The following is a 14,375-nucleotide window of genomic DNA, read 5'->3' on the forward strand; positions in this document are numbered from 1 at the left end:
TCTTCAGGGTTGCAAGATGGTCCTAAAACCCAAATGGCTCACGGCCAAATCTTCTTCTTGCGGCTGCCGGGAACCTGCGCGGTAGCGCATGCAATAGTTGGGGGCGCACAAGAACGAGCCCCCTTTGATGACGCGGGCTTGCGGCGTGCCTGCTTTGAACACCGGTGGTTGTTGTGCGGCATCGGGGTCCAAGCCTTGACCCTTCGCTGGGGTCGATCGCTCAGCCACAAACACATCGGCCGTCAGTTCCCACACGTTGCCAATCATGTCAAACAGGCCCCAAGCATTGGCCCCATAACAGCCTACAGGGGCAAGGCCAGCAAAGCCATCTTCCGCAGAATTGGCCATGGGAAAAATACCTTGCCACGTGTTGGCACTGGCCGGTTGGTCGTGCTGACTTGGCAATTCTTTGGCGCCTGCACGCGCGGCCCATTCCCACTGCGCCTCAGTTGGCAGGGTGCGGCCTTTCCATTTGGCATACGCCAATGCGTCTTCGTAAGTGATGTGAACGACTGGAAAATGCCCATGCTTTTCGATGCTTGTGGCAGGCCCTGCGGGGTGTTGCCAGTTGGCCCCAGGCATGTATTGCCACCATTGACTTGGATCGTCACCCCGCGTTAGTTGGCTCGGCATTTTGAAAACCACCGCGCCTGCTTGGCGCATGACTTCGGGCAAGCTGGCATGCAGCTTGGGGTCCACTGGGCGCTCTGCCACGGTGACATAGCCCGTGGCTTTGACAAAGGCTGCAAATTCTTGGTTGGTGACTTCGGTGCGGTCCATCCAAAAGCCTTTGACTTGCACATTGCGCACGGGCTTTTCTTCGGCATACACGCTGTCGCCCATGTCGAACTTGCCTGGTGGAACCCACACCATGCCAGGGTGAGGTGCCTTGGCATCGGGTGCAGGTAAATCACATTGCAATTTGCCGGTGGCAACAATTTCTGTTGTATCGGCAGGTTTGAATTGCCAAGCCACAACTGCGATCAATGCGACGCAAAAGCCACCCAACCACAAATACAAGCGCGACTTCTGCATTCAGTTCAATCCATTCCCAATTTAGTGAGGGCACTATAAAGCCCGATGCTTTGACTGTAAACCTGACAGCGCGGTCATCGTGAGGTTTTGTCAAAAGTGATTCATCAATTTTTTGAAGCAAAATGAGCCCATGAATTTCTTCGAGACCAGTCGGCAAGTCACAGTGCTCGGTGCGGGCATGGTGGGTGTGTCGTGCGCATTGGCTTTGCAGGCCAAGGGATGGCATGTCACCTTGGTCGATCAGCGCAACCCTGGCGAAGCAACTTCGGCTGGCAATGCGGGTGTGTTGTCGCGCAGTTCGCTGTTGCCCTTTAATCGTCCTGGGCTTTGGCAAAGCTTGCCGCGCATGCTGCTCAAGCCGGGCCCCAGTTTGCAAGTTCGCCCCAGTGCTTTGGCGCACTTTGATTTCATGTGGCGATTTTTGTGGCATGCCAGACGCCAATCGTTTGACATCACCACCGTGGCATTGGATGGCTTGATTCAGTTGTCTGCCCAGACCCACAAAGCTTGGTTGGCGCAATCAGCGGTGCAACATCGTTTGCGCGAAAACGGTTGGCTGTGGTTGTTCCAAAACGATGCAGCATGGCGTGGCAGTGCCTTTTCGCGAGAAGTTTTGCAAGAATTTTCGGTGGCTGCACAAGCGCTGCATGGCCAAGACATTCAATCTTTAGAGCCCCACCTTTCAAGCCAATTCCAACATGCACTGTGGATTCAAGATGCATCTTCAGTCGACAACCCTGGAGAAGTGGTCAAGGCCTATGCCAATCAGTTTGTGAAACAGGGCGGTGTATTCCAAAAGTCCGAAGTACGCGCATTGCAAAAACAGCCACAAGGTTGGCAATGGACAGATGCCAGTGGTTCCCCCCATTGGACACCCAACGTGGTGCTGGCCATGGGACCATGGTCCGAGAGTTTGCTCAAAGCCAGTCAGCTGCCATCCGACTTCAAAGCCCACATGGCCTTTGAGAGGGGGTATCACCGGCATTTCAAACCTGTGGCAGGCGTGACTTTGCAACGGCCGGTGTACGACACGGCAGGGGCTTATGTGTTGTCGCCCATGGTCAATGCTGAAGGGGCGCCAGTTCTCAGAATGACCACCGGTGTGGAGTTGGCGGGGCGCGATGCAGCGCCCAACGCTCAGCAATTGGAAGCGGCAGAAAACGCAGCGCGGCGCGCCATTCCACTCAAAGAAGCGGTTGAGGGTTCCGATTGGCTGGGCTCACGTCCCACCACGCCCGACAGTCGACCCGTGATTGGCGAGATGCCGCAGTGCCCGGGCTTGTGGCTGGCATTTGGTCACCAGCACATCGGCTTTAGTACGGGGCCGGGCACCGGTGTGTTGTTGGCTGAGTTGATGGCTGGCGAAAGGACCAGCATCAACCCCGCAGCTTTCAGTCCAGCGCGTTTTAGTTGAGCAAAGCCTGCGCAAATTCATGCGCATCAAAGGTTTGCAAATCGTCGAGTTGTTCGCCCACACCAATGAAATAAACCGGAATGGGTTTTTCGCGGGCAATGGCGCACAGCACGCCGCCTTTGGCGGTGCCATCCAGTTTGGTCACGATCAAGCCCGTCAGGCCCAAGGCTTCATCAAAAGCTTTGACTTGCGTGAGCGCGTTTTGCCCCGTGTTGCCATCGATCACCAGCAGCACTTCGTGGGGCGCTTGCGCATCGGCCTTTTGCACCACACGTTTGATTTTTTTCAACTCTTCCATGAGGTGGAGTTGTGTCGGTAAGCGACCTGCTGTGTCGACCAACACCACATCTCGGCCACGTGCTTTGCCTGCAGACACGGCATCAAAGCTGACGGCCGCGGGATCGCCACCTTCTTGGCTAATGATCTCCACCGTATTGCGTTGCGCCCATACCGCCAATTGCTCGCGCGCAGCAGCGCGGAAGGTATCAGCGGCAGCCAATAACACGCTGGCGCCTTGGTCGGCCAAGTGGTGCGTCAGTTTGCCAATAGAAGTGGTTTTGCCAGCGCCATTCACACCCGCCACCATCAGCACCATGGGTTTTTGGTCGCCAATTTGCAATTGTTTTTGCAGGGGCATCAGCATGTCGGTGATGGCGTCAATCAAAAGTGCTTTGACGGCGGAAGGTTCGGTAGCTTTTGCGGCTTTGACGCGCGCTTTCAAATCATTCAATAAAAACTCTGTGGCCTTCACCCCTGTATCGGCCATGAGCAAGGCGGTTTCTAATTCTTCGTAGAGCGCATCGTCAATTTGGGTGCCCGTGAAGACGGCGGCAATGCTACCCCCCGTTTTGCGCAATCCCGCTTTCAGTTTGCTGAGCCATGATTGCCGGGGCTTTGCTGCCTCCTCAGCGCTAACTTCAGGTTCAGAAGGTACTTGCAGCGCCTGCGTTTGGGGCGCAGATGGGGGCGCTTCGGCAGCGTCTGGTTTGGGTTTGGAGCGAAAGAAACTGAACATAAGTGGGCGTTGTCTAAGTGCCCATTCTAAGTAAAACGCCAGACTCTCTCAAAAAAGCATGGCTGACGGGGCTTCTGTGTGTTTTTTTGCGCGATGCGTCAACTGACCTGCATCAAGCGTTTAAGCTTGCCACCTATGAGAACCAAACCCCTCAACAAGACTCCCCCCGTGGCCAAGGCTGTCACAGGATCACCCTCGCATGAGTTGCGAATCATTGGCGGCCAATGGAAACGCAGCAAAATCAAAGTCATCGACAAACCAGGTCTGCGCCCCACGCCAGACCGTGTGCGTGAAACCCTGTTCAATTGGTTGGGCCAAGACCTCACGGACTGGCGCTGTGTAGACGCCTTTGCGGGTACGGGTGCACTGGGTTTTGAAGCAGCTTCACGCGGTGCCAAGTCTGTGCTGATGTTGGAACAAGACGCCCAATTGGTGGGCTTGTTGGGTGAAACTCAAAAACGTTTGTCGGCCACAGCTGTGCAAGTTCAAAAAGGCGATGCCATGATGGCCCTTCAGCGCCTTGCGCCCGGCAGCCTAGATGTGATCTTTCTAGACCCCCCCTTTGACGGCGCTCATTTTGAAAAAGCCTTGCAGGCCTCTGCCCAAGCGGTGGTGCCCGGCGGGTGGGTTTATTTGGAAGCGCCAGTGGCATGGCAGGCTGAGGCGCTTGCCGCCTGCGGTTTGCAGCCTGTCAAATACATGAAGGCGGGTGCTGTGCATGCCCATTTGCTACAACGGCCCATCGAGGGATAATGCCCCTCATTGATCAGGAGTTCACATGAGTCGCTCAGTCACTGCCGTTTATTCTGGAACCTTCGACCCCATCACTTTGGGCCACGAAGATGTGGTGTACCGCGCTGCGCAAATGTTTGACAATGTGGTGGTGGCGGTGGCTGCTGCGCATCACAAAAAAACCTTGTTCAGCTTGGACGAGCGACTGGCCCTGGCCAAAGACGTGACCCAAGATCTAGGCAATGTTGAAGTGGTGACGTTCTCAGGCTTGTTGTGCGACTTTGTGCACAGCCAAGGCGCTCGCGTCATTGTGCGCGGATTGCGTTCGGTCACCGATTACGACTACGAAACACAAATGGCCGGCATGAACCGCCACTTGGCGCCCGAAGTGGACACCATCTTCTTGCACACCAGCGCATCAGTTCAGCACATCAGCAGCACCTTGGTGCGTGAAATCTCGACGCTCGGTGGCAAAGTGGACGGCTTGGTTTCGCCCGCAGTGCTGAAGGCCCTGCAAGCCAAACGTTAAAGCTCTGCAGCTTCCACCATGAAGCGAACTCGTTTTTGGCCTTGCCATTCGTCCACATCTAAGCGGTAAGCCAACTTCACGCGCGCAGGCAGTGGCTCAATGCGGCCAAACCAAATGCCATCCACAGGCTGACCTTGATGTTTGAGTTTCAAGGCCAAATGTTTTTCGCCTACCAAGCGTTGTGACACCACTTCCACCTCGTCACTGAACACCGGCGGTGCAAAGCCTTGGCCCCACACTTCCTTGTGCATCACATCGACAAACTCGGCGCGGCGATATTGCGCATCCAAGGGGCCATCGGTTTCCAGTTTGCGCTGCAATGTGGCGGGCGACAAAAGTTGTGCAGCCACCTCCATGAAGCAGGCTTCAAACAATTCCAAATGTTCCTCTTCGATGGTGCAACCTGCCGCCATGGCATGACCCCCAAAGCGCAACAACAGGTGAGGGTGTTTCTTGACCATCAGGTCAAGGGCATCGCGCAGATGAAAACCTGGAATGGAGCGACCTGAGCCTTTGAGCTCGTGCTCTTTGCCTGGTGCATTGCTGGCCGCAAACACAAAGCAAGGCCGGTGAAATTTGTCCTTGATGCGCGAGGCCACAATGCCCACCACGCCTTCATGAAAATCGGGGTCGAACACGCAAATGGCGGGTGGCGGTTCTTCACTGTCGTCCATCAAAGACTCGGCAATTTCCATGGCCTGCTGGCGCATGTCGCCTTCAATGTCGCGGCGCTCACGGTTGATGCTGTCGAGTTGCCGAGCCAACTCGTCTGCGCGCGCTGCATCGTCGGTGCTCAGGCATTCAATGCCCAAAGTCATGTCAGACAGACGACCCGCTGCATTGATGCGTGGGCCCAGTGCAAAACCAAAATCAAAGGTGGTGGCCACGCGTGCATCGCGACCAGCAGCTTTGAACAAGGCCAACATGCCTGTGGGCATGGCGCCCGCGCGAATGCGCTTCAAGCCTTGTGCCACCAAGCGCCGGTTGTTGTTGTCCAGTTTGACCACATCGGCCACGGTACCCAAGGCCACCAAGGGCAAGAGTGCATCCAGTTTGGGCTGTGTCTCGGCAGTGAACAGGCCGCGTTTACGCAGTTCTGCGCGCAAAGCCAGCAGCACATAAAACATCACGCCCACACCCGCCAAAGCTTTGCTTTCAAAACTGCAGCCGGGTTGATTGGGATTGACGATCACATCGGCGCTGGGCAATGTGGCGGCAGGCAGATGGTGGTCGGTGACCAACACTTGCAATCCCAAAGCTTGTGCTTGTGCCACGCCTTCCATGCTGGCGATGCCGTTGTCCACGGTGATCAACACATCGGCGCCCGCTTGTTGAACGCGCTGTGCAATGGGGGCGGTGAGGCCATAGCCATCGACAACACGGTCGGGAACGATGTAGCTCACGTGTTGTGCGCCCAGCATGCGCAAGCCGCGCAGGCCAACAGCACAAGCCGTGGCGCCATCGCAGTCGTAATCGGCTACGATGCACAGACGTTTTTGAGCGTCGATGGCATCGGCCAATAAGTTGGCTGCAGCTTCAGTGCCTTTCAACGTTTGAGGGGGCAAGAGTTTGGCCAAACCATCGTCAAGTTCATCTGGACTTTGAATGCCCCTTGCGGCAAACAAGCGGGACAGCAAGGGGTGAACACCGGCTTGTTCCAGCGTCCACGCTGTACGCGGCGGTACATCGCGCGTCAAAATTTGCAAACTCATGGGGCAGAAACTCCGGCGGTGAGTGCATGCAACTCGGCTTGCACTTTGAGAGGGGACACCTTGCGCTTCAAAGATTGAAGCCAGGATGGGGGGTGTGGGCGATAGTGCCGCCAATGCGTTTCACTGCACAAGGTGATCGATGCAATGCCTGAAGGCGCAGATTGGAATTGATGTCCCATCCATGTGTCGAGCACTTGCCACTGCGCAAGCCATGCCTTGGCGTTGCCGCTGACAGCTGCTTGTTGCAGGTCCATGCGAAACGCAGTGATGTCATTGTTTGGATAAAGTTGTTCTAGTGAGCGGTGAACCCAAAATGAGTTCACGGTCCAGCGGCCTTCTTGGCTTCGCAAATCGTTCACGGGGTGTTGGTAGAGCAGCATTTGCATTTCACTTTGCAAGCGCTGCAACGTGCGCGCGTGGGGGCCTTGTGGCAGCCAATCCTTGATGTGTTGTCCTGCGACTTTTTCCAAGGAGGCAAAGGGCATGTCTTTGAACAAGGGACCCGTGGCGCGCCAAATTAGAGGGCTCTCGTAGGAGAGGTGCAGGCCATCTTCTTCAAAATAGGGCTTCACAGCCGCCAGCAGTTGTTGCGATTCCTCCGCGCTGAGCTGCATTTCGGCAGGGTTCAGCAACAAAACTTCGTTCATGCCCACTTGCCAGTGACAAGGGGTGATCAGCGCTTCCTCTCCCCACGCAGGGGATTGATCCCATAAAGTGGGGACATTTTCATGGGGCAGGAGTGGGGCGGTGGCTTCGACTTCTGCGTCTGATTTGGCAACGCAAGTCATGCCTTGCAGGACTTTTTCCAAATGAGGCAAATACAATGTGTCCAAAGCTTGCTGCAAGGGGGCGGCGTGGCTGCTGGCATAGGCAATCACCCAATGTGGGGGGCCTGCAGCAGCGGGGCTGTTTGACAAAGGCAAAGCGTCGTTCATGCCTGTATTGTCAGGGATGACACAATCACCCTGTTGCAGGTCTGATATGACACGCTTGAAATGATGAAGGCATGACACTCAAACTACCGTACGAATTGGTTTTAGGTTGGCGCTACACCCGCGCAGGCCGCGCCACGCGTCGCAACGGCTTCATCTCCTTCATCTCTGGGGTGTCCATGTTGGGCATCGGTTTGGGCGTGGCCGCGTTGGTCATTGTGCTATCGGTCATGAATGGCTTCCAAAAAGAAGTCCGCGATCGAATGCTGAGTGTGGTGTCCCACATTGAAGTCATCTCGGTCGATGGCGGTGCCCTCGAAGACATGGAAGGCACTTTGAAACAAGTCAAAGCACATCCGCAAGTGATGGGCGCGGCCCCCTTCATTGCCGCGCAGGCCCTGTTGGCCCGCGGTGAAGACATGAAGGGTGTGTTGGTGCGCGGCATCGACCCCGCCTTGGAGCCATCGGTGGTGGACCTGTCGGTGGCCTCTCAAGGATTCAACGAGGGCATGCCTGGCATCCAAGCCTTGTCGCCAGGCAAGTTTGGGGTGGTTTTGGGCGTCGATTTGGCGCGGCAGTTGGGACTGCGCGTTGGCGACCCCGTCACCCTCATTGCCCCGAACGGCCAGGTCACACCCGCGGGCGTCTTGCCGCGCCTCAAACAAATGGAAGTGGTGGGCCTGTTCAATTCTGGCCATTATGCATACGACTCGGCACTCGTGATGTTGCATGTGGCCGATGCGGGCAAAATTTTCAGGCTCGAAGGCCCCACAGGCATTCGTTTGAAAATCAAAGATTTGCATGAGGCGCGTGCGGTGGCCAAAGAACTTGCACCGGCCTTGCCAATGGGCATGGCCGTGCGCGATTGGACGCAGCAAAACCGCACGTGGTTTGCTGCTGTGCAGGTTGAGAAACGCATGATGTTCATCATCCTGACCCTGATTGTGGCTGTGGCAGCGTTCAATTTGGTCAGCACCTTGGTCATGACGGTCACTGACAAGCGAGCCGACATTGCCATCTTGCGCACGTTGGGGGCCAGTCCCCAAAGCATCATGGGCATCTTCATGGTGCAAGGTGCGATGGTTGGCGTCATTGGCACCTTGGGTGGCATGCTGTTGGGCTTGTTGATTGCCTTCAACATCGATGTGATCGTGCCTGCCTTAGAGGCCGTGTTCCAAGCCAGTTTCTTGCCCAAAGACATCTACCTCATCAGCCGAATGCCCAGCGATCCGCAGATGAGCGACATCTTGCCTGTGGTGCTCATTTCTTTGCTCTTGTCTTTTGTCGCCACGGTGTATCCCAGCTGGCGTGCCAGCCAAGTCAATCCTGCGGAGGCTTTGCGTTATGAGTAATTCAGCAAGCCCCATGTCAACAGCACAAGCCGTTTTGGAAGTGCGCGGTTTGAGCAAACGCTTTGCCGAAGGCGGTCTCGATGTGTCCGTCTTGCAAGAGGTGAACCTGACAGTGGGTGCTGGTGAAACGGTGGCCATTGTGGGAGCCTCGGGTTCTGGCAAAAGCACCCTGATGCATTTGATGGGCGGCCTCGATCAGCCCACCCAAGGACACGTGCTGTTGCAGGGTCAAGCGTGGACGCAATTGAGCGCCGCAGCGCAAGGTGCTAGGCGCAACCTGTTGCTAGGCTTTGTCTACCAGTTCCACCATCTCTTGCCCGAATTCACTGCGCTTGAAAACGTGGCCATGCCTTTGTGGATTCGCCGCACAAACAAGGCGGAGGCCGAGCAAGTGGCCATGAAGTGGTTAGAGCGTGTGGGGCTTGATCACCGTGCATTGCACCGTCCTGCTGAATTGTCGGGTGGCGAACGTCAACGCGTGGCCATTGCCCGCGCCATGGTGACGCAGCCAGCCTGTGTGTTGGCCGATGAGCCAACAGGCAACCTTGACCGCAGCACCGCAGAAGGTGTGTTCGATGTCATGTTGAACACGGCGCAAAGCCAAGGCACCGCTTTTGTCGTGGTGACGCACGATGCTCATTTGGCGGCTCGCTGCAGCCGTGTGTTGCGATTGGACAGGGGCGTGCTGCAGCCATGACCGTGCAGTGGATTGACAGCCATTGCCATTTGGATGCCCCAGAGTTTGCGCACGATCGCTTGGAAGTTTTAAAGCGTGCACAAGCGCAAGGTGTTGCGGCTTGTGTCATGCCTGCCGTTCAGGCCAAAGACTTTGAACCACTGCGTCAATTTGCACGCAGCACGAATCAGCCCTACGCATTGGGCATTCATCCTTTGTATGTGCCTCAAGCCCAAGTGTCTGACTTGGCTTTGTTAGAACAGCATTTGCAATCGGCTTTGTCTTTGAATGAAGAGGGCACTGCAAGCGATCCACGTTTGGTCGCCTTGGGTGAAATCGGCTTGGACTTTTGGGTGCCCAGTTTGTGCGAGCCTGCCATGCGAGACAAGCAAGAATTTTTTTACAACGCGCAGTTGAAGCTGGCCAAAACCTACAAGCTGCCTGTCATCCTGCACGTGCGAAAGTCGGCCGATGCGCTGCTGAAGGGATTGCGCCGATGCCAAGTTCAAGGTGGCATTGCCCATGCGTTCAATGGCAGCTTGCAACAAGCGCAGGTGTTTGTTGAACTGGGTTTTGCATTGGGCTTTGGCGGCGCCATGACCTACGAGCGCGCCTTGCAATTGCGTCAATTGGCCACGACCTTGCCTTTGGATGCCATCGTGTTGGAAACCGACGCACCCGATATACCGCCGCATTGGCTTTACCGAACCCAATCCCAGCGACAATCAGAGGGCTTGCCGCAAGGACGAAACGAGCCGAGTCAGTTGCCACAAATTGGCGCCGTGCTGGCGCAACTGCGTGGCGCGTCAATAGAGCATGTGGCTACAGCCACTGTGCAAAACACACTGCGTGTCTTGCCGCGCCTTCAATCGATTTCATCTTTAAGCTCCCATTAGAGTCTTTATGTCCGTTAAAAAATCCAAAGCCATCGAACTGCCAGAAGTGAACTTCTCAGAGCACGGTGACTCGCGCTATTTGCACTTGGGCACGCCTTGGATTCAAGGCGCCATGAACATCAAAGAGCCCTTTGAGTTAGAGCTTGAATATGTGCAGCGCATGATGGCCGGCTTGTTGTTTTTAAAAAGCGCGTCGGTGGCTGGCAGGCATGCCATGCAGTTGGGTTTGGGGGCGGCCAGCCTCACCAAGTTTTGTTACAAGAAGCTCAAGTGGACTTGCACCGCCATCGAACTCAACCCCGGCGTTTTACATGCCTGCCGTGGCTGGTTCAAATTGCCAGAAGACGGTCCACGCATGCGCGTCATCATTGCCGATGCTGCGCAAGAAATTCAAAGCGATGAATGGTTAGGCACGGTCGACATCTTGCACGTGGACTTGTACGACCACGAGGCGGCCGCACCTGTTCTGGACTCCGTTGCGTTTTATCAAAACTGCCGTGCCTTGCTTACAGACGAAGGCACAATGGCGGTCAATTTGTTTGGCCGCACCTCCAGTTATGAAAAGAGCTTGGCCAAGATGGCAGAAGCTTTTGGGGAGGATGCCTTGTGGGCTTTCAAACCCACCCGAGAGGGCAACACGGTGGTCTTGGCGCAACGCACGCCCAGCAGGCCCAAACGCGAAGTTTTGCTCACGCAAGCAGAAGCCATTGAGAACCGATTTGGCCTGCCCGCCACCAAATGGCTGCGCGTTTTCAAACCGCTCGTGAAACAATAAACCCTCAAACCTAGGGTTAACCCAAACGTTTGGGCCCTTCATTGACCTTCTGTAGGTGAAATCCACATCCGGTTTGCGGTGGTTTAGGTTCAGAATCCCGCCATCCCAAACTTTTTGGAGGAGTGTCCCTGTGAAAATCAAAAGTTCGAAAGACTTTTTCTCCGGTCTGATGTTCACCGTTGTCGGTGCTTCATTTGCCTACGGAGCAACGAGTTACACCATTGGTACCGGCGCCCGCATGGGCCCTGGCTACTTTCCCCTGCTACTGGGCGTGATCTTGGCGCTGTTAGGCGCTGCGATTTTGTTCAAGTCATTGGTGGTTGAAACCCCCGATGGCGAACCCGTTGGCGCTTTTGCCTGGAAGCCCCTGATCTTCATCATTGCCGGCAACTTGTTGTTTGGCGTGTTGTTGGGCGGTTTGCCCAGCATTGGTTTGCCAGCCATGGGTTTGATTGCAGCCATTTTTGGCACCACCATCGTGGTCAGCATGGCTGGTGATCAGTTCAACTTCAAAGAAACCATCGTGTTGAGCGCCATTTTGTCAGTGATGAGCTACGCAGCTTTCATCATGCTGCTCAAACTGCAGTTCCCTGTGTGGCCAACATTCATTAGCGGCTAAGGAGTAATCAATGGACTTGTTCAATAACTTGGCGTTGGGTTTTGGGGTGGCTTTCACCTTCCAAAACCTGATTTATGCTTTCATCGGCTGTTTGCTGGGCACCTTGATTGGTGTGCTTCCTGGCATTGGCCCCGTGGCAACCATTGCCATGCTCTTGCCAGCCACTTATGCTTTGCCCCCCATTGCGGCTTTGATCATGTTGGCCGGTATTTACTACGGTGCCCAATACGGTGGTTCTACCACCGCTATTTTGGTGAACTTGCCTGGTGAGTCTTCTTCCGTGGTAACGGTGATTGACGGTTACCAGATGGCCCGCAAAGGCCGTGCGGGTCCCGCTTTGGCGGCCGCTGGTTTGGGTTCATTCTTTGCCGGTTGCGTGGGTACTTTGATCTTGGCGGCTTTTGCAGCGCCTTTGACAGAAGTGGCCTTCAAATTCGGTCCTGCCGAGTACTTCTCACTCATGATTTTGGGTTTGATCGGCGCGGTGGTGTTGGCTTCTGGTTCCTTGCTTAAAGCGGTGGCCATGATTGTGCTGGGCCTGCTGATGGGCTTGGTGGGTACCGACGTTAACTCTGGCGTGGCCCGTTACAGCTTCGACATTCCTGAACTCACAGACGGCATTGGTTTCATTACCATTGCCATGGGTGTGTTTGGTTATGGCGAGATCATTGCCAACTTGTCCCAACCTGAAGACAAGCGCGAAGTGTTCACCGGAAAAGTGACTGGTTTGCTCCCTACGGGTGAAGATTTCCGCAACATGATTCCTGCGGTGTTGCGTGGAACGACCATTGGCTCATGCCTTGGTATTTTGCCAGGCGGTGGTGCATTGTTGGCTGCTTTTGCCGCTTACACCATCGAGAAGAAAACCAAACTTCGTCCAGGCGAAGTTCCCTTTGGTCAAGGTAACATCCGTGGTGTGGCTGCGCCTGAAGCTGCGAACAACGCCGGTGCGCAAACTTCCTTCATTCCGTTGCTCACATTGGGTATTCCACCCAATGCCGTGATGGCCTTGATGGTGGGTGCCATGACCATCCACAACATTCAGCCAGGTCCTCAAGTGATGACCAGCAACCCTGAGTTGTTCTGGGGCTTGATTGCTTCGATGTGGCTTGGTAACCTGATGTTGATCATCTTGAACTTGCCACTCATTGGCATGTGGATCAAGCTGCTCACAGTGCCTTACCGTTGGTTGTTCCCTGCCATTGTGCTGTTCTGTGCCATTGGCGTGTACTCCACCAACAACAACACCTTCGACATCTGGTTGGTGGGTGCCTTCGGTGTCATTGGTTACTTGTTCATCAAGTTGGGCGTAGAACCTGCACCTTTGTTGCTGGGATTCATCTTGGGCCCCATGATGGAAGAGAACTTGCGCCGTGCATTGCTGCTGTCTCGCGGTGACTGGTCCGTGTTTGTCACACGCGGTTTGTCTGCCAGCTTGCTTGCAGCCGCAGCGGTGTTGCTCATCATTGTGCTCTTGCCGTCTGTCAAATCGAAGCGCGAAGAAGCCTTCGTCGAAGATTGATTCACACGCGTTGTGAACTTGAACGGCACCTTCGGGTGCCGTTTTTCATGGGACTTCTGAAAAGTGACAGCCTTGGTTGAAGTAGGTTCACATTTTTCCTGCCACAATGTTCTTCTTCATGTGACATCGGAAATTTCATCATGCAGTACAAAATGAATTTGAAACGCCGTCAAATCTCGGCATTGGCAATGCGAACTGCGCTGTCTGCAGCTGTGGTCATGATGGGCCTGGTGGGTGGTGCATCCACTGCAGTCGCCCAATCAACCACTTACCCCACCAAACCCATCCGCTTGGTGGTGCCCTTTCCAGCTGGTGGTGCAACCGATATTTTTGCGCGTACCTTGTCGCAGAAGTTGGGCGAAAAATTGGGTACGTCGGTGGTGGTTGAAAACAAACCTGGTGCAGGTGGCACGTTGGGCTCGGACATCGTGGCCAAGTCCGCGCCCGATGGCTATACCTTGTTGCTCGCCACTTCTAGCACGCACTCCATTGGGCCCAACCTCAACCCCAAGATGCCCTACGACGCTGTGCGTGATTTCACGCCCATTGGCCAGGTCGGCAACGCCCCCAGCATCATGTTGGTGCCCAACAGCTCGCCCGCCAAAACCATTCAAGAATGGATTGAGTTGGCCAAGAAAAATCCTGGCCGACTCAACTACGCCTCCAGTGGCAATGGCACCATCGTTCAGTTGACGGCTGAGCTGTTTAAATCGCAGGCAGGTTTGTTTGTGGTGCATATTCCCTACAAAGGCACCGCCTTGGCCATGCCAGATCTCATCAGTGGCAAAGTAGATGTTTTGTTTGACTCCTTGCCAACAGGTTTGCCACACGTCAAAGATGGCCGTTTGCGTGCCTTAGGTGTGACTTCAGCACAAAGGACCAACATGGCGCCTGGTTTGCCAGCCATCTCAGAAGTCTTGCCTGGTTATGAATCCACCACATGGTTTGGTTTGTTTGGACCACAGGGCATGCGGCCTGATTTGGTCTCGCGCGTCAACACGGCTGCGATTCAAGCGCTGAGCGACTCCGAAGTCAAAGACAAATTACAGCGACTGGGCATTGAAGCGATTGGCACATCGCCAGCCCAATTCACCACCATGTTGGCTGCAGAGTCGGCCAAATGGAAAAAGATCATCACTGAACGCAAAATCACTTTGGATTGAAAC

Annotated in this window: 14 protein-coding genes; 10 read left to right on the forward strand and 4 right to left on the reverse strand. The window is 55.1% G+C overall.

The window, feature by feature from the left end; all coding sequences use genetic code 11:
* Window positions 1-3: 3 nt before the first annotated feature.
* On the reverse strand, window positions 4-1,035 hold the full coding sequence (locus B9Z46_RS05995; RefSeq protein WP_108254980.1) for a formylglycine-generating enzyme family protein: 1,032 nt from the start codon (window positions 1,033-1,035) through the stop codon (window positions 4-6).
* A gap of 130 nt (window positions 1,036-1,165) precedes the next feature.
* Between B9Z46_RS05995 and B9Z46_RS06000 the strand changes: the two genes are divergently transcribed.
* Window positions 1,166-2,449 carry an FAD-binding oxidoreductase gene (locus tag B9Z46_RS06000; protein WP_108254981.1) on the forward strand — a complete coding sequence of 428 codons (1,284 nt, stop codon included), beginning with the start codon at window positions 1,166-1,168 and terminating at the stop codon, window positions 2,447-2,449.
* Here the strand turns inward: B9Z46_RS06000 and ftsY are convergent.
* Entirely contained in the window at window positions 2,442-3,464 is a 1,023-nt protein-coding gene (gene ftsY / locus B9Z46_RS06005; RefSeq protein WP_108254982.1) for a signal recognition particle-docking protein FtsY, read from the reverse strand. The genes B9Z46_RS06000 and ftsY overlap by 8 nt on opposite strands.
* Before the next feature lie 135 nt (window positions 3,465-3,599).
* On the opposite strand from ftsY, the gene rsmD reads away from it, so the two are divergent.
* Both rsmD and coaD read left to right on the forward strand, forming a co-directional pair.
* Window positions 3,600-4,217, forward strand: coding sequence for a 16S rRNA (guanine(966)-N(2))-methyltransferase RsmD (rsmD, locus tag B9Z46_RS06010; protein WP_108255743.1), 618 nt, complete (start codon window positions 3,600-3,602; stop codon window positions 4,215-4,217).
* 25 nt (window positions 4,218-4,242) lie between these two features.
* Window positions 4,243-4,725: a pantetheine-phosphate adenylyltransferase gene (gene coaD / locus B9Z46_RS06015; RefSeq protein ID WP_108254983.1), complete on the forward strand. Its 483-nt coding sequence runs from the start codon at window positions 4,243-4,245 to the stop codon at window positions 4,723-4,725.
* Here the strand turns inward: coaD and recJ are convergent.
* Both recJ and B9Z46_RS06025 read right to left on the reverse strand, forming a co-directional pair.
* Window positions 4,722-6,431, reverse strand: a complete 1,710-nt coding sequence (gene recJ / locus B9Z46_RS06020) for a single-stranded-DNA-specific exonuclease RecJ (RefSeq protein ID WP_108255745.1) — start codon at window positions 6,429-6,431, stop codon at window positions 4,722-4,724. The genes coaD and recJ overlap by 4 nt on opposite strands.
* A gap of 2 nt (window positions 6,432-6,433) precedes the next feature.
* A complete protein-coding gene (locus B9Z46_RS06025; RefSeq protein WP_108254984.1) occupies window positions 6,434-7,372 on the reverse strand; it encodes a hypothetical protein in 939 nt (312 codons plus the stop codon).
* 71 nt (window positions 7,373-7,443) lie between these two features.
* On the opposite strand from B9Z46_RS06025, the gene B9Z46_RS06030 reads away from it, so the two are divergent.
* The 7 genes from B9Z46_RS06030 to B9Z46_RS06060 all read left to right on the forward strand — a co-directional run bounded on the left by B9Z46_RS06030 (window position 7,444) and on the right by B9Z46_RS06060 (window position 14,372).
* Window positions 7,444-8,721, forward strand: coding sequence for a lipoprotein-releasing ABC transporter permease subunit (locus tag B9Z46_RS06030; RefSeq protein ID WP_108254985.1), 1,278 nt, complete (start codon window positions 7,444-7,446; stop codon window positions 8,719-8,721).
* On the forward strand, window positions 8,714-9,418 hold the full coding sequence (gene lolD, locus B9Z46_RS06035) for a lipoprotein-releasing ABC transporter ATP-binding protein LolD (protein WP_233245933.1): 705 nt from the start codon (window positions 8,714-8,716) through the stop codon (window positions 9,416-9,418). Before B9Z46_RS06030 ends, lolD begins: the two co-directional genes overlap by 8 nt.
* Window positions 9,415-10,293, forward strand: coding sequence for a TatD family hydrolase (locus B9Z46_RS06040; protein WP_108254987.1), 879 nt, complete (start codon window positions 9,415-9,417; stop codon window positions 10,291-10,293). The genes lolD and B9Z46_RS06040 overlap by 4 nt, the downstream gene beginning before the upstream one ends.
* Before the next feature lie 7 nt (window positions 10,294-10,300).
* Complete coding sequence (locus B9Z46_RS06045) at window positions 10,301-11,068, forward strand: spermidine synthase (protein ID WP_108254988.1); 768 nt, start codon at window positions 10,301-10,303, stop codon at window positions 11,066-11,068.
* Window positions 11,069-11,198: 130 nt separating this feature from the next.
* Window positions 11,199-11,687 carry a tripartite tricarboxylate transporter TctB family protein gene (locus tag B9Z46_RS06050; protein WP_108254989.1) on the forward strand — a complete coding sequence of 163 codons (489 nt, stop codon included), beginning with the start codon at window positions 11,199-11,201 and terminating at the stop codon, window positions 11,685-11,687.
* 10 nt (window positions 11,688-11,697) lie between these two features.
* Window positions 11,698-13,209: a tripartite tricarboxylate transporter permease gene (locus tag B9Z46_RS06055; protein ID WP_108254990.1), complete on the forward strand. Its 1,512-nt coding sequence runs from the start codon at window positions 11,698-11,700 to the stop codon at window positions 13,207-13,209.
* Window positions 13,210-13,427: 218 nt separating this feature from the next.
* Window positions 13,428-14,372 (forward strand): tripartite tricarboxylate transporter substrate binding protein, encoded by a 945-nt coding sequence (locus tag B9Z46_RS06060; protein WP_233245959.1) that lies wholly within the window; start codon window positions 13,428-13,430, stop codon window positions 14,370-14,372.
* Window positions 14,373-14,375: the final 3 nt, after the last annotated feature.

Origin of the sequence: Limnohabitans sp. Hippo4, from assembly GCF_003063605.1 — a bacterium.
Classification (GTDB): Bacteria; Pseudomonadota; Gammaproteobacteria; order Burkholderiales; family Burkholderiaceae_C; genus Limnohabitans_A.